The following is an 18,280-nucleotide window of genomic DNA, read 5'->3' as shown; positions in this document are numbered from 1 at the left end:
CGCATCATTGCATGTGCACCAGCTTGTTGACACCCTGCGTCGTGGCACCGGCCGCCTTCGCGACAAACTCCAGTGCCAGCACCCGTTCGGTGATGTCGAGCTGCGTGGCCAGCAGACGCGCCGGATCGTCCAACGCTCGCTCGTCCAGCGACACACGCTGCGTCAAATACTCGGTGTCGCCGGACAACTTGCTCGCCGCGCTCAGCAAGTGATGCTCGGGCAACGGCGCGGCATTCGACAACGCGAGATTGAATCGCACGGCGTCGGCCTGTTCGGCAGCAGGGAGTGTTGCAGACGGTTTCATCGCCGCATCGACGGTCGACGTTTGCGCAACGGCCGCAGAGAGCGCATGTGATGAGAGTGTCGTCATGGCAAAGGGAGGACTTCGGGAGAGGAAGGTGAAGATGAAGAGGAAGACGCAGAAGAAGGCGATGACGCATAGGCAGGATCCGTCGCATCGAGCCAGTGCTGCAATACACTCGCGGCGCTGACGTCTGCCTCGACTGCCTGCTCTGCCCCGTCTCCGGCCGTTAGACGCGCAAGGCAGGCGCGCGCTTGCGCCGTGTCGCCCAGCGCGATGAGCAACGCGGCATGCAGACACTGACGCGCCTCAACCTGAGGCACGAGCGACGGTAGCGCACGCAGAATCGTCCGCGCTTCCGTCTCCAGACCGTGATGCGCGCCGGCCAGCGCCAATTCGACGATATGCTGCCGGACCGAGGCGTCCAGCCACACCATCGCGCCATCATTGGGCTTAGGCGACGTCGTCATCATGCAATCTTGGCGATGATGCCCATCAACGTATCCTTGATGAGCTTGATGGCCGCACTGTGCAAACCGACGCCCGTTGCGAACTGCTGCAACTTGAACTGCACATCGAGCATCTGACGGGGATCGTTGACTTCCCGCGTGCGCACTGCCTGCGTCGCTTCGTCCGACATGCGCCGCACGCCTTCCGACATACTTCGATGGATTTCCTCGACGTTCATAGCACGCCCGCATCGGTCACTGCGCCGTGTCCCGCAACGAGATCGGCACGCATGGCAGCGTAGGCGTCCGCGCGTGGCATCGCGACACGACGACCACCGCGCTGAGGCGGCGTGCCCAGACGAATCTCCGTCGGCGCACAATCGAAGCGCTTACGGAACGTATCGGTGAAATGCGCGTGATTGGTGAAGCCACACTCCAGCGCAATGTCGAGCACCTTGTGACGCGTCGAAAGCAGCAGGTCGCGTGCCAGTCTCAGCCGCCGCTCAAGCAACCACTGCTTGGCCGGCATGCCGTACGTCTGCTGAAACAGATACCGGAATTTTCTTAACGGCATGCCGAACTCTTCGGCCAGACGCCCCACCGGCCAGGGTCGATGGAAATTCGCTTCGACGAAGTCGAACAGAGAATGACTGCCTGCAATCGTCTGGCGCAGCATCGCGGAGAAGTAACGCTGATCGCGGCACAGACAGTAGACGTAAAAGAAGCGCAGCATCGCCATGCGGTCGACGTTCTGCAACGTCATCGCCACATCGACCATGCTGGGCTCAAGGATCAGCGTGCGCGCCGCCTGTCGGTGGAACACGCCGAGCGGGCGGCGGTCGAGCAGATCGACGACGTCCGGATACAGCGCCTGTAGATCGCAGGCATGAAAATCGTGAGACACCACTGGCCCTGGGGCATCGATCGTCGCATCCGAACTGGTCGCGGTCATGCTGCCCGCAGGCAACGTGTGCACAAGACCGTTCACAATGAGTTTGACGTCGTGGCGGCTGATCAGAAATCGCACCGTACTCATAGGCTCCTCCTCTGACGACAATCCGTCGGCGGGATGACAAAGTCGAAGGCCACACGATAGGCGAGTACGCGCGCGAGCATCATCCGGTGGAGACCTTAATGTGAGTCGCCACGCCCGGCACTTTTGGCTTTTGGGAAGAAAACTATCGAGAAGCATAAAAAAACCCGACGCCACCACGCGTCGGGTTTGTTTTCAAGCGACCGATTCGGATCGCTTTAGCGCGACACCGTCAGGCGACGGCCGCCGGCGAGAAACTGTCGGCACGCGCCATCGGCCAGTACTTCTCGTACAACTGATAGCGGAACTGACCACGCAGCAAATCGCCCGGCTCCAGATACTTCAGCGATTCGGACATGAGACGAATCTCATTGGACGACACACGCTTGACGATGTGATGCGCGCGCAGATCCGACGGATGCGCCAACCCTGCGGCCTGAATCAGTTCCTGCAACGCGTGCAGCGTCTGCGAATGGAACTGATGCACACGCTGCGCCTTGTCCGGCACCACGAGCGCGCGTTGACGCAACGTATCCTGCGTGGCCACACCGGTAGGACAACGGTCCGTGTGGCACTTCTGCGACTGAATGCAGCCGATGGCAAACATGAAGCCGCGCGCCGAATTGCACCAGTCGGCACCAATGGCGAGCGTGCGTGCAATGTCGAACGCCGTCACGATCTTGCCCGACGCGCCGATGCGGATCTTGTCACGCAACCCCGCACCGACGAGCGTGTTGTGCACCAGCAGCAGCCCTTCCTGCAACGGCGCGCCCACGTGGTCCGTGAACTCCAGCGGTGCGGCACCGGTGCCGCCTTCCGAGCCGTCCACCACGATGAAGTCGGGGAGGATACCGCTCTCGAGCATCGCCTTCACGATGCCGAAGAATTCCCACGGATGGCCGATGCAAAGCTTGAAGCCTGTCGGTTTGCCACCCGAGAGCGTGCGCAGCCGGTCGACGAATTGCAGCAGACCCAGCGGCGTCGAAAACTCGCTGTGGCGCGACGGCGAGATGCAGTCCTGCCCCATCGGCACACCGCGCGTTGCGGAGATCTCCGGCGTGATCTTCGCGGCCGGCAACACGCCACCGTGGCCGGGCTTCGCGCCTTGCGAAAGCTTCACCTCGATCATCTTCACCTGCGGCGTGGTGGCCTGCGCGGCGAACTTCTCGGCGTTGAACGTGCCGTCGTCGTTACGGCAGCCAAAGTACCCCGACGCCACTTCCCAGATCAGATCCCCGCCCTGCTCGCGGTGATGCGGCGAGATCGATCCTTCGCCGGTGTCGTGAATGAAGTTGCCGAGCTTGGCCCCGCGATTGAGTGCACGGATCGCGTTGGCTGACAACGCACCGAAGCTCATCGCCGAGACATTGAAGATCGAAGCCGAATACGGTTGCGCGCGATCCGCACCGATGGTGATGCGGAAGTCGTGATCTTTCAGGACGGTCGGCGCGAGCGAGTGGGCAATCCACTCGTAGCCGGTGGCCTTGACGTCCAGCTCCGTACCGAACGGCCGGCTGTCGACGTCACCCTTGGCGCGCTGATAGACAATGCTTCGCTGAGCGCGCGAGAACGGCGTCTCGGAGGTGTCGTCTTCCACGAAGTACTGACGGATTTCCGGCCGGATGAACTCGAACAGAAACCGGAAGTGTCCCCACAGCGGGTAGTTGCGCAGTACCGCGTGACGCTGCTGAACGACGTCCCAGACCCCGAGGACGACCAACGCAGCAAACGGTATGGGCCAGAGCGGATTCCATCCGTCGACGAGCACCAGCACGAGCGTTGCGACGAGCAACGCCACGGCGATCCAGAGAGCCAGAAATCGGCGCGAAAACATGAAACCTCCTAGGCTTTTGCGGGGGGAGCGGCAAGACGGTCACCGGCACGCTGCCGGGTGTCCCCCCGGCGAGCGCCGGCGGCTTCAATGCGTATTGAGGATGATGTGTTTCGATGCGGCGGACTTGGCACCGCCATCATCCGCTGCGTGCGTTGCCGCGCCCGTTGGCGTGACGGCAGGCGTCGTAGACGCGATGATGCCACCGCCCAGACACACCTCGCCGTCGTACAGCACGGCGGACTGGCCGGGCGTGACGGCCCATTGCGCGTCCGAAAACGACAGCGTGAGGGCACCGGCGTCGGCGCGCACGACTTCGCAGGCCGCGTCGGCCTGACGGTAGCGGGTTTTCGCGCCGCATCGCGTGCCCTCGGCCGGTGCTTCGCCCTCCACCCACGAGAGGTCCTCGGCGTCGAGCGTGCCCGAGAGCAGCCACGGGTGATCGTGGCCCTGAACGACATACAGCGTGTTGTTGGCCATGTCCTTGCGCGCGACGAACCACGGCTCGCCCGAGCCATCGCGGCTGCCACCCAGGCCGATGCCCTTGCGCTGACCCAGCGTGTAGAACGCCAGCCCGACGTGTTCACCGACGATGGTGCCGTCCGGCGTCTTCATCGGCCCCGGTTTGGTCGGCAGATAGCGATTGAGGAAGTCGCGGAACGGACGCTCCCCAATGAAGCAGATCCCCGTCGAATCCTTCTTCTTCGCGTTCGGCAGGCCGATCTGCGCGGCGATCTCGCGCACCTTCGTCTTCGGCATTTCGCCGAGCGGGAACATCGTGCGCGAGAGCTGCTGCTGGTTCAGACGGTGCAGGAAGTAGCTCTGGTCCTTCGTGTGATCGAACGCCTTGAGCAGTTCGAAACGTCCGTCGCGCTCACGCACACGGGCGTAGTGGCCGGTGGCGATGGTCTCGCCGCCCAGCGCCACGGCGTGATCGAGGAACGCCTTGAACTTGATCTCGGCGTTGCACAGCACGTCCGGGTTCGGCGTGCGTCCGGCCGAGTATTCGCGCAAGAATTCTGCGAAGACGCGGTCCTTGTATTCGGCGGCGAAGTTCACCGCTTCAACGTCGATGCCGATCAGATCGGCGACCGAGACCACGTCGATCCAGTCCTGCCGGGTCGAACAGTACTCGCTGTCGTCATCGTCTTCCCAGTTCTTCATGAACAGACCGACGACGTCGTAGCCTTGTTGTTTGAGCAGCCACGCCGTGACCGACGAATCGACGCCGCCCGACATGCCCACTACTACGCGTTTTTGACTCATGTGTTGCCTTGCCCACCGGTCAGTGCCGGATGGGTCTGAAGTATGCCGAGGTCGTATCTGACGCCTCGCAGGTAATCGTCCATGCACTGCTCGAGAATGGGCGAGCGGTGCCGTGCCCGCTGCGCGCGCACCTCGTCCGGCGTGAGCCAGAGCGTGCCGACGATGCCGTCGTCGAGCGTGCGCGTCGCGTCGAACTCGCCCAGCGTGCCGCTGAAGGTGAAGCGCAGATAGGCGATGTCTTCGGGTCCCGGCGCGAGATAAATGCCCAGCAGATGCTGCGGTTCGAACGTATGCGCGGTCTCTTCCAGCACCTCACGGCGCACGGCGTCGAGGATCGACTCGCCAGGCTCCAGATGACCGGCCGGTTGGTTAATCAGCAGACCGGCACGCTTTTGCTCTTCGACAAACAGAAAACGGCCGTCTCGTTCGACGACCGCTGCCACCGTCACGTTGGGCTTCCAGCGTGCATTCATGGGACATCCTTGCGGGACGCGGGGACACGATACCCCGATAAAAGCGACATTTTACCGTCTGACAGGGTTTGGCGCTGAAGACGAGGCGGTTTCAAGACCGACCGGCCGGTCGGCGAGTCCCATGCAGATCCCGTCACATTCATTACCGATAGTTAGTATTGATATGCCATTCCATGCAATAGGCGCATTTGTAATGTTCATGTAAGCTTCGAAGCTCCAGCAATGGGCAATGTGCAGTTGCAGTACCGCATCACCGGTTTTTGCAGTAGTTCGAACGCAGTGGTTTGTGCAGGACTAATGTCATCAGCGGCGAAACAGGTAACGCGCCTGCCTCGGCAGCGTACGCGCTGCGGCTCCTTGGTTTATGGCCGCTGATGAGATCAGTTCACAAACCCAAGGAGATACGCAATGAAAATCGGCATTCCCGCCGAGACGCTTGCTGGCGAATCCCGTGTCGCGGCCACGCCCGAGACGGTGAAGAAGCTGGTCGCGTCAGGACACCAGATCGTGATCGGCCGCGGCGCAGGAGACGCCGCCAGCGTGCCCGACGCCGCCTTCGAAGCCGCCGGGGCCACCCTCGGCAGCGCCGCCGACGCGCTCGGTGCAGAACTCGTCCTCAAGGTTCGCGCCCCCTCCCCCGAAGAACTCGCCCAGATGACACGCGGCAGTGTGGTCGTCGGCATGCTCAATCCGTTCGACGCGGAGAACAATGCCCGTATGGCCGCCGCTGGCGTCACCGCGTTCGCGCTCGAAGCCGCGCCGCGCACCACGCGTGCGCAAAGCATGGACGTGCTGTCCTCGCAGGCCAACATCGCCGGTTACAAGGCCGTGATGCTCGCCGCGAACCTCTATCAACGCTTCATGCCGATGCTGATGACGGCTGCCGGTACGGTGAAAGCCGCGCGTCTGGTCGTGCTCGGTGCGGGTGTCGCGGGCTTGCAAGCCATTGCGACGGCCAAGCGTCTGGGCGCGGTGATCGAGGCGTCGGACGTGCGTCCGGCCGTGCGCGAGCAGATCGAATCGCTCGGCGCAAAGTTCATCGACGTGCCGTTCGAGACCGACGAAGAGCGCGAGATCGCCAAGGGCGTGGGCGGCTATGCTCGCCCCATGCCTGCCGCATGGCTCGCCCGCCAGGCACAACTGGTGCACACGCGTCTGACGCAGGCCGACATCGTCATCTCCACCGCCCTGATCCCGGGCCGTGCCGCACCGACGCTCATCAGCGAAGACACCGTCAAGGCCATGAAGCCCGGCTCGGTGATCATCGATCTGGCGGCGGGACGCGGTGCCAACGGCGGCGGCAACTGCCCGCTGTCGGTGGCCGACGAAGTCGTCAAGGTGCATGGCATCACCATCGCGGGCTACACCAACCTCGCTGGCATGGTCGCTGCCGACGCCTCCGCGCTTTACGCACGTAACGTGCTCGACTTCCTCAAGCTGGTGATCGACAAGGAAGGCAAGCTCGTGATCGACACGAACGACGACATCGTCGCCGCCTGTCTGATGTGCCGCGATGGTCAGGTGCTGCGCGCCGCCTGAGAAAAACAAGGGGAATGTTATGGAAATGATCAATCACACGGTGATCAATCTGATCATCTTCGTGCTGGCGGTGTACGTCGGCTATCACGTGGTGTGGAACGTCACACCGGCGCTGCACACGCCACTCATGGCCGTGACGAACGCGATTTCGGCCATCGTGATCGTGGGCGCGATGCTCGCCGCCGGTCTCACCGAAGGCAGCCTCGGCAAGACGATGGGCGTGATCGCCGTGGCACTCGCAGCCGTCAACGTGTTCGGGGGCTTCCTCGTCACCCAGCGAATGCTAGAAATGTTCAAGAAGAAAGATAAGCCCGCCAAGACGGCTGGGGCGATCGAGGGGGACAAGCAATGAGCATGAATCTCGTCACGCTGCTGTATCTGGTCGCGTCGATCTGTTTCATTCAGGCGCTCAAGGGCCTGTCGAACCCGAAGATGGCGCGACGCGGTAACGCGTTCGGCATGATCGGCATGGCAATTGCGGCCGTCACCACGATTGCGCTGATTTACGAGTTGCGCCGTCTGATGGGGGGCAACTACTCGGGTCTCGCTTTGATCCTCGCAGGTCTTGTCGTCGGTGGTGGCATCGGTGCCTTCGTCGCTCGCAAGGTCGAGATGACGAAGATGCCCGAACTCGTGGCCGCCATGCACTCGCTGATCGGTCTCGCCGCCGTGTGTATCGCCGTCGCTGCGGTGGCGGAGCCTGCGGCATTCGGTATCGTGCCTGCGGGCGAAACCCTCCTGCCGCCGGGCAACCGGATCGAGCTGTTCATCGGCACGTTCGTCGGCGCGATCACGTTCTCGGGGTCGGTCATCGCCTTCGGCAAGCTCTCGGGCAAGTACAAGTTCCGCCTGTTCCAGGGCGCGCCGGTGCAGTTCACCGGACAGCACACGATCAACCTGCTGCTCGCCATCGCGATGCTCGGCTTCGGCGTCATCTTTTTCCTGTCGCAAAGCTGGCTGCCGTTCATTCTGATGACGGCCATCGCGTTCGTGCTCGGCGTGCTCATCATCATCCCGATTGGCGGCGCAGACATGCCGGTCGTGGTATCGATGCTGAACTCGTACTCGGGCTGGGCAGCGGCGGGCATCGGCTTCTCGCTGAATAACCCGATGCTGATCATCGCTGGCTCGCTGGTCGGCTCGTCCGGCGCGATTCTGTCGTACATCATGTGTCGCGCGATGAATCGCTCGTTCTTCAACGTGATTCTCGGCGGCTTCGGTGCAACGCCGGGCACGAGTGCGGCGGGTGGCGAACAGCAGCAGCGTCCGGTGAAGTCGGGTTCGCCCGATGACGCCGCATTCCTCATGAGCAACGCCGAATCACTGGTCATCGTGCCGGGCTACGGTCTGGCGGTCGCCCGTGCGCAGCACGCGCTCAAGGAACTGACCGACAAGCTCTCGGAGAAAGGCGTGAACGTGCGCTATGCCATCCACCCGGTTGCAGGCCGTATGCCGGGTCACATGAACGTGCTGCTCGCCGAAGCCGAGGTGCCGTACGATCAGGTGCTGGAGATGGACGAAATCAACGGCGAATTCGGTCAGACGGATGTGGTGCTGGTGTTGGGTGCCAACGACGTGGTGAACCCGGCCGCCAAGAACGATCCGGGATCGCCGATTGCGGGCATGCCGATCATCGAGGCATACAAAGCCAAGACGATCATCGTCAACAAACGTTCGATGGCCGCCGGTTATGCCGGTCTCGATAACGAACTCTTCTATCTCGACAAGACCATGATGGTCTTCGGCGACGCGAAGAAGGTGATCGAGGAGATGGTGAAAGCGGTCGAGTAAGCCGAACGCTTTCGCCGGGTCTTTGCGCGGGGCTGCACGCCGACATCGGGTGCAGCCCCGCGCTACAATGCGCGCTCGATCCACGCAACGTCGCGCCACCGCGCGCGAAAGAGTCCCGCATCATGACGCTAGGCATCGTCGCCGCCCTTCACGAAGAAATCGCCGATCTGCTCGCAGAGATGGCCCCCGGGGCACACGTCGAACACATCGGCATGCGCGACTATCACGTAGGCAAGCTGCACGGCCACGACTGCGTCATCGTGCTCGCGCGTATCGGTAAAGTCGCGGCAGCGGCCACGACAGCTGCGCTGATTCATCGCTTCGACGTGCGGGAAATCGTCTTCACCGGCGTAGCAGGCGGACTCGCGCACGGCTTGTCGGTGGGCGATGTCGTCATTGCCGACACGCTCACGCAGCACGACATGGACGCCAGCCCGCTCTTCCCCCGTTTCGAAATCCCGCTGCTCGGGCGCACCGCGTTCGACGCCGAAGCGACCTTGCGCGACGCACTCGCTCAGGCCGCACGCGACTGGCTGGCTGACGAGATGGCCGCGCAGGTGAGTGCCGCGTTGCGCACTGAGCTGCGGATGTCCGCGCCGCGCGTGCACGTCGGACAGATCGCCAGCGGCGACCGCTTCGTCTCCAGCACCAACGAAGTCACGCTGCTGCGCAGCACGCTGCCGCAAGCCCTTGCCGTCGAGATGGAAGGGGCCGCCGTCGCGCAGGTCTGCCACGAGTACGGCATTCCGTTCGCCGTCATGCGCACACTGTCCGACGCGGCCGATGACACCGCACACGTCGACTTCCCTCGCTTTCTGCGCGAAGTTGCGAGCCACTATTCGCACGGCATCCTCCGCCGCTTCCTGAGCACGCGTTCAACTTAAGCGCGCCACACCGTCACCGTCCATCCTCGTTTGGACATTCCGACGGGCGATCTCGACATCGCGCGTCGGTGTCCTTCCAGACAATGTCGCCTTGTCCATTGTCCGGAGGAGACACCCCATGAATGCAGACGGTCATCACACGCTATCTGCGCCATCCACGCCATCCGCGTCCTCAGCGCAGGCCGATTACCCAAGCACCCCCGTCCTCGAACCGCTCTACCGGGGGCTCAGTTGGACGGACGTCGTCAACATCCGGGCGCGCAACCCGAAGTGCAATCCGACGAAGGCTGCCGTGATGCGCGCCGCCGAACACCCCGACAGCATCTTCGGACGCGAGATCGAGGCGTGCATGGGAAGGACCGTCGTCGGCGAGCCGACACGCACGGCGGAACAGACCATCGCGGTTCGTCGGCTGGCTGTCCTGGAAAATCACGAGGTCACACTGGACGCCCTCAGAGACACAGGATTGCCGACGGACATTGCCGTCGATCTACTGCGCCGTCTGCTCCCGCACCCCACCGGCTGGACACTCTACGAGCGCATCGCCGGTACCCCTAACCTCGAAACGTGGGCGCAATCGGTGTTCGCGCGCGATCCGGAAACGCACGTCGCCGACGACATCCTGACGCTTCGCATCCTTCAAGCGTTTGGACACGATATCGCCGTGCCCTGGTCGTTCGATACGACCAACAAGTGGGTGTATTTCTATAGCGCGGATGCCGATCCGACCAGCGTGCTCTCGCGCTTGATCGACATCGCCACACTGGATCGTCCCGGGTGCTACGCGACGCGCGACGCCTGCCGCAAGGCCTATCAGGCGATCGCGTACTGTCACTACGGCGCGGGCGGGCAAATCTGGCCACACTGGGAAGCGACGCACGACGTGTGGCAAATTCATCCGGACCCGCGCGAACATGGGGTCGTCGACGACATCCTGAGTCACAACGCCGTGACGTGCGACACCGAACGGTGGCTCAGGGACGTCACCGTCGTCGGTGTGCTGGATGTGCGGGACTATTCGCCGCGCACCGGCCCCGATTACGAGAGTGACCTGTCAGATCCGGAAAACGTGACGTGCGATCCCCGGCGCAGTCGTATCGCGCCGAGCGATCTGCGCGAGCGGCGCGCAGTGCTCACGGCGGTCGCCGCCCAGCGACGCGCCGCACAGCGCGCCGCCCTGCCACCGCCGCCGGAACCTCCATCGCCGGCTTTGCAACCGCCGAGCGAGCGCCCCCGCTCCGCGCCGCCTGCGACCTATCGCGCTGAGGCGGACGACAGCCGCGGCGGCAACGCGGGCTAACGTCTTCGTCCGCACAAAACAAAAGACCGGCCAGTGGCCGGTCCTTTTCATGACGCAGGACGTAGCGGGTAGAGGCGCTAAGACTTACTCAGCCGCGTCGCGCCCGCCATCCGCCTTACCCTCACCGTCGCCCCCGCGCTTGCGCACGGAACCGGCGATCAGATCGAAGCGGAACAAACGGCATTCCAGCGCTCCGTTGTACAGCGGCGTACGACGCGATTCGCGCAGACGCATCTGCCCCGGCAAGCTCATGTCGGCCGTGAGCAGGAACGCGCTCCAGCCGGTGAAGCGTTGCTTGAGCGCGTCGCCGAAGGCACGGAAGAACTCGGCGTCGACGCCGTCCGGCTGGTTACGCTGGAAGCCGCCGCGATTGCCTTGCACGTCCGGCGAATAACCGTCGTCGGCGTCGCGCGGAGCACGGCGGCCACGCACTTCGATACGTTCGCCGTACGGCGGATTGGCGACGATGATCCCCGGACGATCCACCGGCGGCGACATATCGCGCGCATCCACCTGCTTGAGGCCGATGTCGCCCACGCCGGCGCGCTCCAGGTTGGCGCGCGACTTGACCAGCATGTCGCCGGAAATGTCGCTGCCGAAGATGCTGTCGGGCACACCGCGCACACGGGCGTCGCGCTGTGCTTCGTCCGCCTGCACCTTGAGCGCCTGCCAGGCGGTGATGTCGTAGCCCTTCAGCTTCTCGAAGCCGAAACGGCGACCAGTCCCCGCCGGGACGCCCAGCGCGATCTGCGCGGCTTCCGCGAGGAACGTGCCGCTACCGCACATCGGGTCGTACAACACCATGTCGGCGGCCGTATCGGTGCGCCAGCCGGCCAGTCGCAGAATGCCCGCCGCGAGGTTCTCACGCAGGGGCGCTGCACCTTTGTCCAGACGCCAGCCCCGCTTGAACAGCGGCTCGCCGGAAGTATCGAGATAGAGCGTAGCGTCGGTCGCCGTCAGGAAGGCGAACACGCGCACGTCGGGCTGCATGGTGTCGATGTTCGGACGCGCGCCGGTCTTCTCGCGCAGGCGGTCGCAGACGGCGTCCTTCACGCGCAGCGTGACGAATTCGAGGCTGCGCACCGGTGCCTTGATACCCGTGACATCCACCCGCAGCGTCTGTTGATAGCCGAACCAGTCTTCCCAGCGCTGACGCAGGGCAAATTCGTAGATGTCCTGTTCGGTGCGGTAGCCCTGCTGCGCGACGCGCAGAAGAATACGGCTAGCAATGCGCGAATGCAGGTTGGCTGCCATGCCTGCGGCCCACGGACCGGCGAAGTGCACACCACCGGGCACCTGTTTGCCCACCGAAATCGGGGCGAGACGCCCCAGTTCTGCCAGTTCGGCGGCGAGCGCCTCTTCCAGTCCACGGGGACAGGGCGCGAAGAATTCGAAGGAAGCCATGTTGATGCGTGCGACCGGCGCGCGAAGCGCCGGCGGAGGGAATAAACCGCTATTGTACGCGCGCCGAACCGGCGGACGTCAGCGGCACGCCGCCGGGGCAGGCGGCGAGCTTGTGAAGCAAGGTTTCGACGATGGCGTCGGGGGAATCGCAGATGTCGACGATCAGCGCGTCGCGCGGTTCTTCCAGCGTATTGAACTGGCTTTGCAGCAACGCCGGATCGAAGAAATGGCCGGAGCGCGAGGCCAGACGCTCACCGATCACCTCGGGCGCGCCCTTCAGGTAGACGAACACCACATCGCCGTCGTGCTCGCCGAGCACGTCGCGATACCGTGCGCGCAGCGCCGAACACGCGAACACGTGATGACGCCCCGCGACGCGGCGCGCGACGATGGCTTCACGAATCGCCGCCAGCCACGGCGCACGGTCGGCGTCGTTAAGCGCTTCGCCGCGACGCATCTTCTCGATGTTCGCGGCGCTGTGAAACGAATCTGCGTCGGAAAACCCGCAGCCCAGCCGGTCGGCAAGCATCTGCCCAACCGTGCTCTTGCCGCTGCCCGATACGCCCATTACCACGACGATCATGGCTCGTCTCCTTGTTCCGTGCCGACCTGTGCCGGCGTGTTACCCGTATTGCTCGCGCCGCTCGCGCGTGTTCCTTACCCGAGCGGCGCGCTTACCCGTTGCTGTGCCGATTACACCACCGCTGCCAGACCGAGCGTGAGCAGCAATGCGACAACCGAAATGATCGTCTCGCACACCGTCCACGTCTTGAAGGTCTGCGGCACGGTCATGTTGAAGTATTCCTTGACCAGCCAGAAACCGCCGTCGTTCACGTGCGACAGGATCAGCGAACCTGCGCCCGTGGCCAGCACCATCAGCTCCGGCTTGACCGTCGAGCCGGCCGCCATTGCGATCGGGGCGACGATACCGCAGGCGGTCGTCATGGCCACCGTGGCCGAGCCCGTCGCGATACGGATCAGCACCGCCACCAGCCAGCCGAGCAGCAGCGGCGAGAGATGGGCATTGTTCGCCACGTCGACAATCGCCTTCGACACGCCGCTGTCCATCAGGATACGCCCGAAACCGCCACCGGCACCCACCACCAGCGTGATCGTGGCAATCGGGGCCAGACACTCGTTGGTGAACTTCAGAATCTGGTCGCGATTGAAGCCGCGCTGCTTGCCGAACGTGAAGAAGCTCACGAGCGTGGCGATGAGCAGCGCCATCACCGAGTTGCCGATCAGGCGCAGGAAGTCGTTCGCGAACGTCTTCGGCGCGAAGAACAGATCCGCCCAGCTACCGATGAGCATCAGAATGACCGGCAGCAGAATCGTGAACAGCGTGATGCCGAAGCCCGGCAGCTTGTCCATCGGACGGTCGGCTTCGACGAACTGCGCGAGCAGCGGGTTATCCGGATTGGGCACCACGTGACGCGCCATCAGCTTGGCGAAGAGCGGACCGGCAATCGCGGCCGTCGGAATACCGACGATCAGCGCGTACATGATGGTGTGGCCAATGTCCGCGTTGTAAGCGGTCACAGCCAGCAGCGCCGCCGGGTGCGGCGGAATCAGGCCGTGCACGACCGACAGACCGGCGACCATCGGAATGCCCACGAGCACCATCGACGTCCCGGTGCGCTTGGCGACGTTGAACGCAATAGGAATCAGCAGTACGAAACCGACTTCGAAGAACACCGGCAGACCGACGATGAACGCGATCACGACCATCGCCCAATGCACGTTCTTCTCACCGAAGAAGCCGATGAGCGTGCGCGCAATGCGCTCCGCACCGCCCGACTCGGCCATCATCTTGCCGAGCATCGTGCCAAGCCCCACCACGAGCGCAATGTGCCCCAGCGTGTTGCCCACGCCCGTCTCGAACGCCTTGACGATACCGCCCATCGGCATGCCCACCGCCAGCCCGAGCACGAGCGAGACGACGATCAGCGTGATGAACGGATTCAGTTTGAAACGCGCGATCAGCAGAATCAGCGCGATTACCGCGATAAGCGCGTATACCAGCAGCAAGTTGCCTTGCACCGCGACCATGGGGGGTCTCCTCGTTTGGCTAGATGGGCGGATGCCCGTTGGGCTCGCGCCCGTTTATTGAAATCCTGTTATTCGGTAAAACCGGCGATGTTCCGCCGTCGATGCGAGTTGCTACAGTTGCGAGATTCGACGTTGCGTTTGCGGTGCTGGCACCGCTTCAGACACCCTTTCAGGCACGCGGCAGCGCGCTCGCCGCCCGGGCCAGACGCGTGATGCCGTCCCAGTCCTTCGCGTCGACCAGCGCCTTGGGGGTGAGCCACGAACCACCGACACACACCACGTTCGGCTGCGCCAGATACGACGGTGCCGACTCCGCGCTGATGCCGCCCGTCGGGCAGAAACGCACGTCGCGGAACGGGCCGTACAACGCCTTGAGCATCGGCACGCCACCCGAGGGCTCGGCCGGGAAAAACTTCACCGTCTCGTAACCGTCGGCCAGCGCGGCCAGAATGTCCGAGGGCGTGACCACGCCCGGCAGCAGCGGCAGGCCGGCTGCCTTGGCGGCCGCGCCCAGCGCCGGCGTGTAGCCCGGCGACACACCGAAGCGCGCACCGGCGGCCACGGCCTGTGCCATCTCTTCGGGACGCGTGAGTGTGCCCACGCCAACGATCAGTTCGTCCGACAGTCCGGCCACATGGCGAATGACGTCCATCGCCGCCGGGGTGCGCAGCGTGATTTCGAGCACGCGCACGCCGCCCGCGAGCAACGCACGCGAGACCTGCTCGCCCTGCTCGACGTTATCGAACTGGAGCACCGGAACCACGGGGCCGGCGCGAACGATGTCATTGATGTTCATTACGTTTTCCTTGAATGCAGTGACGTAGTGAGTACGCGTCACTCAGTACCGAAGAACACGGAAGCGCCCGTTTCCGCCGCGCCCACCGACGCACGCATGTGGCCGAAGAGCAGACGTCCGGTGTCGTCGCCCGACGCCTCGACCGGCGCGATCTCGCGCTCGGCCCACACTTGCGGCGACACCTCGGCGTGCAGCATGCCGGTGTTGGCGTCGAGCACGATCAGATCGCCGTCGCACACACGCGCCAGCGGACCACCACCGGCCGCTTCGGGCGACACGTGGATCACGGCGGGCACCTTGCCCGACGCGCCGGACATCCGGCCATCGGTCACCAGCGCCACGGCGAACCCCTCGTCCTGCAAGACACCGAGCAGCGGCGTGAGGCGATGCAGCTCGGGCATGCCATTGGCGCGCGGCCCCTGGCCACGCAACACCACGACCACGTCGCGACGCAGCTCGCCTGCATCGAACGCGGCCTGGACCGCTTCCTGCGAAGTAAATACGCGTGCCGTTGCGGCCACGCGCCGATGTTCCGGCTTGACCGCCGACACCTTGATGACGCCACGCCCCAGATTGCCGTGCATGAGCCGCAATCCGCCATCGGGGGCGAATGGCTCGGCATGGCCGCGCAAGACGTCACGATCACCACTGTAGGCGCTCCCTGCGCGCCACGCCACCCCTTCGGGCGACAACCACGGCTCGGCGCGGTAGCGCGAGAGGCCCGGTCCGGCGACGGTCTTCACGTCGTCGTGCAACAGGCCCGCGTCGAGCAGTTCGCCGATCAGGAAGCCCATGCCGCCCGCGGCGTGGAAATGGTTCACGTCGGCTTTGCCGTTCGGGTAGACGCGCGCCATGAGCGGCACGATGGCCGACAGCGCGTCGAAATCGTCCCAGTCGATGACGATGCCCGCCGCACGGGCCATCGCCACGAGGTGCAGCGTGTGATTGGTCGAGCCGCCCGTGGCCAGCAGGCCGACAATGCCGTTGACCACGGCGCGCTCGTCGACCACATGGCCGACGGGGGTGTATTCGGGGGTATCCGCGCCGATCGCCAGCACGCGCGCGAGCGCCGCGTCGGTGAGTGCGTCGCGCAGGGGCGTGTGCGGATGCACGAAGGCCGCGCCCGGCAGATGCAGGCCCATGATTTCCATGAGCAACTGGTTGCTGTTGGCCGTGCCGTAGAACGTGCACGTGCCCGCGCCGTGATACGCCTGCGATTCGGCTTCGAGCAGCGCGTCGCGGCCCACTTTGCCGGTGGCGTACAACTGGCGAATCTTCGCCTTCTCGTCGTTCGACAGACCGCTCGCCATCGGGCCGGCCGGCACGAAAATCGTCGGCAGATGGCCGAACTGCAAGGCCCCGATCACGAGACCCGGCACGATCTTGTCACACACGCCGAGCATCAGCGCGGCGTCGAACATGTTGTGCGAGAGCGCAACGGCCGTGCTCATCGCGATGATTTCGCGCGAGAACAACGACAGTTCCATGCCCGCATTGCCTTGCGTGACGCCGTCGCACATGGCGGGCACGCCGCCGGCGACCTGCGCCGTCGCGCCCAGCTTGCGGGCCGCTTCACGCAGACGCGCCGGGTACTGCTCGTACGGCTGATGCGCCGAGAGCATGTCGTTGTAGGCGGTGACGATGCCCACGTTCGGGCGACGCTGCTCGCGCAGGATCAGCTTGTCGTTGGCCGGCATGGCCGCGAAACCGTGCGCCAGATTCGCGCAGGACAGCGCGCCGCGCTGCGGAAAGCGGCCAGCGCTCGCGTCGATGCGGGCCAGATACGCTGCGCGCGTGTCGCGGCTGCGCGCGGCAATGCGCGCAGTGACGGCCATTACGGTCGGGTGCAGGGGCTTCTTTTGCTCGGACATCATGTCGTGGGACTGGACTTGCGATGCACCCGGGGCAGGTGCGATTGGGAGCGGAGTTTAGTAGAAATTCTACATCCCATCAATCCAAAGACATCGACAGTCAGGGTTTTACCCAGTTATATCCAATACTTACGCCATATTTTGCCGGATTGAGAAACCTCACACCACTATGTGAAATGTCGTATTTTTGTAGTTTTTGTACATTTCATTCATGATTCCTGCGTCTGCACCGCCAAGCCCGGCGCGGTGCCGCGCGGTGTGCGGGTGCTATAGTGAGCGCCGTCCCCTTGCTGCGCGTCTGCTTTTGTTGCTGCCTGCCATGCTTAACCGAATCGAAGCCACGCTGACCCAATTGCGCCCGTCCGAGCGCAAGCTCGCGACCTATGTGCTGGACGCCCCGCGCGAAGTCGTCGATCTGTCGATGAACGAACTCGCCGAGCGCGCCAACGTCAGCCAGCCGACGATTGCCCGCTTCTGTCAGGCGGTGGGATGCAGCGGCTATCGTGAATTCAAGATCCGTCTGGCGCAGGGCATCGCACGGGGCGTGCCGTTCGTACACCGTGACGTGCGTCCGGATGAGCCTGTGCCGGGCATCGCCAGCAAGGTGCTCGACCGCACCATCGGCAGCCTCATGCAGGTGCGCAACAATCTCTCGCCCGACAGCATCGGCGAGGCTATCGAACTGCTCGCATCGGCCCGGCGCATCGAGTTCTACGGCGCGGGTGCTTCGGGCATCGCCGCGCAGGACATGCAGCACAAGTTCTTCCGCCTCGGTGTGCCCGCGGTCGCATACAGCGATCCGCACGTGTACGGCATGTCGGCCGCGCTCCTCAAGGAAGGGGATGTCGTCGTGGCGATCTCGAATACGGGGCGCACGCAGGATCTGCTCGAAGCGACGCAACTGGCGCGCACGGCAGGCGCGAGTGTGATCGCCATCACGCACAGCAACTCACCGCTGGCGCGGCAGGCCAGCGTGGCGCTGTTCGCCGACGTCGATGAAGACACCGACGTATATTCGCCGCTCACCTCGCGCATCGCCCATCTCGCCATCGGCGACGTGCTCGCGGTCGGCATGGCGCTTCGGTTGGGCGACCGGCTGCCATCGCAACTCGCACGCGCCAAGGAAGTCATCAACCGGCGACGCACGGCGAACGACGGCAAGTAACCGGATGCGGTGCGGATGTAGTGCGGCTGCGATGCACATCGAAGGCACCGTAACCGGCAACGAAAAGGGGCGGAGCGCCATGACAGCGCTCCGCCCCTTTTCGTTGTCGAGCGCGATGTTCAGCGCTC

The 18,280-nt window shown here is 64.2% G+C and carries 18 protein-coding genes; 6 read left to right on the top strand and 12 right to left on the bottom strand.

Annotated features, from left to right (window positions below):
• Positions 1-4: 4 nt before the first annotated feature.
• From sctI to PAQ31011_RS10285, 7 genes are all read right to left on the bottom strand, one after another.
• Positions 5-370 (bottom strand): type III secretion system inner rod subunit SctI, encoded by a 366-nt coding sequence (gene sctI, locus PAQ31011_RS10315; RefSeq protein ID WP_150575684.1) that lies wholly within the window; start codon positions 368-370, stop codon positions 5-7.
• Positions 367-774, bottom strand: a complete 408-nt coding sequence (locus PAQ31011_RS10310; protein WP_150575683.1) for a DUF1039 domain-containing protein — start codon at positions 772-774, stop codon at positions 367-369. Before PAQ31011_RS10310 ends, sctI begins: the two co-directional genes overlap by 4 nt.
• Entirely contained in the window at positions 771-989 is a 219-nt protein-coding gene (gene sctF, locus PAQ31011_RS10305) for a type III secretion system needle filament subunit SctF (protein ID WP_150575682.1), read from the bottom strand. Before sctF ends, PAQ31011_RS10310 begins: the two co-directional genes overlap by 4 nt.
• A complete protein-coding gene (locus PAQ31011_RS10300) occupies positions 986-1,786 on the bottom strand; it encodes a helix-turn-helix transcriptional regulator (RefSeq protein WP_246179464.1) in 801 nt (266 codons plus the stop codon). Before PAQ31011_RS10300 ends, sctF begins: the two co-directional genes overlap by 4 nt.
• A 229-nt stretch (positions 1,787-2,015) precedes the next feature.
• Complete coding sequence (locus tag PAQ31011_RS10295; protein ID WP_150575681.1) at positions 2,016-3,617, bottom strand: FMN-binding glutamate synthase family protein; 1,602 nt, start codon at positions 3,615-3,617, stop codon at positions 2,016-2,018.
• 84 nt (positions 3,618-3,701) lie between these two features.
• On the bottom strand, positions 3,702-4,880 hold the full coding sequence (gene mnmA / locus PAQ31011_RS10290; protein ID WP_246179463.1) for a tRNA 2-thiouridine(34) synthase MnmA: 1,179 nt from the start codon (positions 4,878-4,880) through the stop codon (positions 3,702-3,704).
• Positions 4,877-5,353, bottom strand: coding sequence for an NUDIX hydrolase (locus PAQ31011_RS10285; protein ID WP_150575680.1), 477 nt, complete (start codon positions 5,351-5,353; stop codon positions 4,877-4,879). Before PAQ31011_RS10285 ends, mnmA begins: the two co-directional genes overlap by 4 nt.
• 408 nt (positions 5,354-5,761) lie before the next feature.
• On the opposite strand from PAQ31011_RS10285, the gene PAQ31011_RS10280 reads away from it, so the two are divergent.
• The 5 genes from PAQ31011_RS10280 to PAQ31011_RS10260 all read left to right on the top strand — a co-directional run bounded on the left by PAQ31011_RS10280 (position 5,762) and on the right by PAQ31011_RS10260 (position 10,867).
• On the top strand, positions 5,762-6,892 hold the full coding sequence (locus PAQ31011_RS10280) for a Re/Si-specific NAD(P)(+) transhydrogenase subunit alpha (protein ID WP_150575679.1): 1,131 nt from the start codon (positions 5,762-5,764) through the stop codon (positions 6,890-6,892).
• Positions 6,893-6,911: 19 nt separating this feature from the next.
• Positions 6,912-7,244: an NAD(P) transhydrogenase subunit alpha part 2 gene (locus PAQ31011_RS10275; protein WP_150575678.1), complete on the top strand. Its 333-nt coding sequence runs from the start codon at positions 6,912-6,914 to the stop codon at positions 7,242-7,244.
• Positions 7,241-8,683, top strand: coding sequence for an NAD(P)(+) transhydrogenase (Re/Si-specific) subunit beta (locus tag PAQ31011_RS10270; RefSeq protein ID WP_150575677.1), 1,443 nt, complete (start codon positions 7,241-7,243; stop codon positions 8,681-8,683). Before PAQ31011_RS10275 ends, PAQ31011_RS10270 begins: the two co-directional genes overlap by 4 nt.
• A 122-nt stretch (positions 8,684-8,805) precedes the next feature.
• Positions 8,806-9,567 carry a 5'-methylthioadenosine/adenosylhomocysteine nucleosidase gene (locus PAQ31011_RS10265; RefSeq protein WP_150575676.1) on the top strand — a complete coding sequence of 254 codons (762 nt, stop codon included), beginning with the start codon at positions 8,806-8,808 and terminating at the stop codon, positions 9,565-9,567.
• 118 nt (positions 9,568-9,685) lie between these two features.
• Positions 9,686-10,867, top strand: coding sequence for a hypothetical protein (locus tag PAQ31011_RS10260; protein WP_150575675.1), 1,182 nt, complete (start codon positions 9,686-9,688; stop codon positions 10,865-10,867).
• Positions 10,868-10,951: 84 nt separating this feature from the next.
• Here PAQ31011_RS10260 and PAQ31011_RS10255 read toward each other — a convergent pair whose 3' ends face one another.
• The 5 genes from PAQ31011_RS10255 to edd all read right to left on the bottom strand — a co-directional run bounded on the left by PAQ31011_RS10255 (position 10,952) and on the right by edd (position 16,987).
• Positions 10,952-12,271, bottom strand: coding sequence for a THUMP domain-containing class I SAM-dependent RNA methyltransferase (locus tag PAQ31011_RS10255; RefSeq protein ID WP_150575674.1), 1,320 nt, complete (start codon positions 12,269-12,271; stop codon positions 10,952-10,954).
• A 49-nt stretch (positions 12,272-12,320) separates the two neighbouring features.
• A complete protein-coding gene (locus tag PAQ31011_RS10250; protein WP_039396206.1) occupies positions 12,321-12,854 on the bottom strand; it encodes a gluconokinase in 534 nt (177 codons plus the stop codon).
• Positions 12,855-12,964: 110 nt separating this feature from the next.
• A complete protein-coding gene (locus tag PAQ31011_RS10245) occupies positions 12,965-14,320 on the bottom strand; it encodes a GntP family permease (protein ID WP_150575673.1) in 1,356 nt (451 codons plus the stop codon).
• 169 nt (positions 14,321-14,489) lie between these two features.
• Positions 14,490-15,116, bottom strand: coding sequence for a bifunctional 4-hydroxy-2-oxoglutarate aldolase/2-dehydro-3-deoxy-phosphogluconate aldolase (eda, locus tag PAQ31011_RS10240; RefSeq protein WP_150575672.1), 627 nt, complete (start codon positions 15,114-15,116; stop codon positions 14,490-14,492).
• A 38-nt stretch (positions 15,117-15,154) separates the two neighbouring features.
• Complete coding sequence (gene edd, locus PAQ31011_RS10235) at positions 15,155-16,987, bottom strand: phosphogluconate dehydratase (RefSeq protein WP_174990084.1); 1,833 nt, start codon at positions 16,985-16,987, stop codon at positions 15,155-15,157.
• 319 nt (positions 16,988-17,306) lie between these two features.
• Between edd and PAQ31011_RS10230 the strand changes: the two genes are divergently transcribed.
• Positions 17,307-18,152 carry a MurR/RpiR family transcriptional regulator gene (locus PAQ31011_RS10230; protein ID WP_150575671.1) on the top strand — a complete coding sequence of 282 codons (846 nt, stop codon included), beginning with the start codon at positions 17,307-17,309 and terminating at the stop codon, positions 18,150-18,152.
• Positions 18,153-18,280 lie beyond the last annotated feature (128 nt).

Origin of the sequence: Pandoraea aquatica (genome assembly GCF_902459565.1) — a bacterium.
GTDB classification, from domain to species: domain Bacteria; phylum Pseudomonadota; class Gammaproteobacteria; order Burkholderiales; family Burkholderiaceae; genus Pandoraea; species Pandoraea aquatica.
The sequence above is the reverse complement of the archived record's forward strand: the minus strand, read 5'-3'. Positions and strand labels throughout refer to the sequence as shown.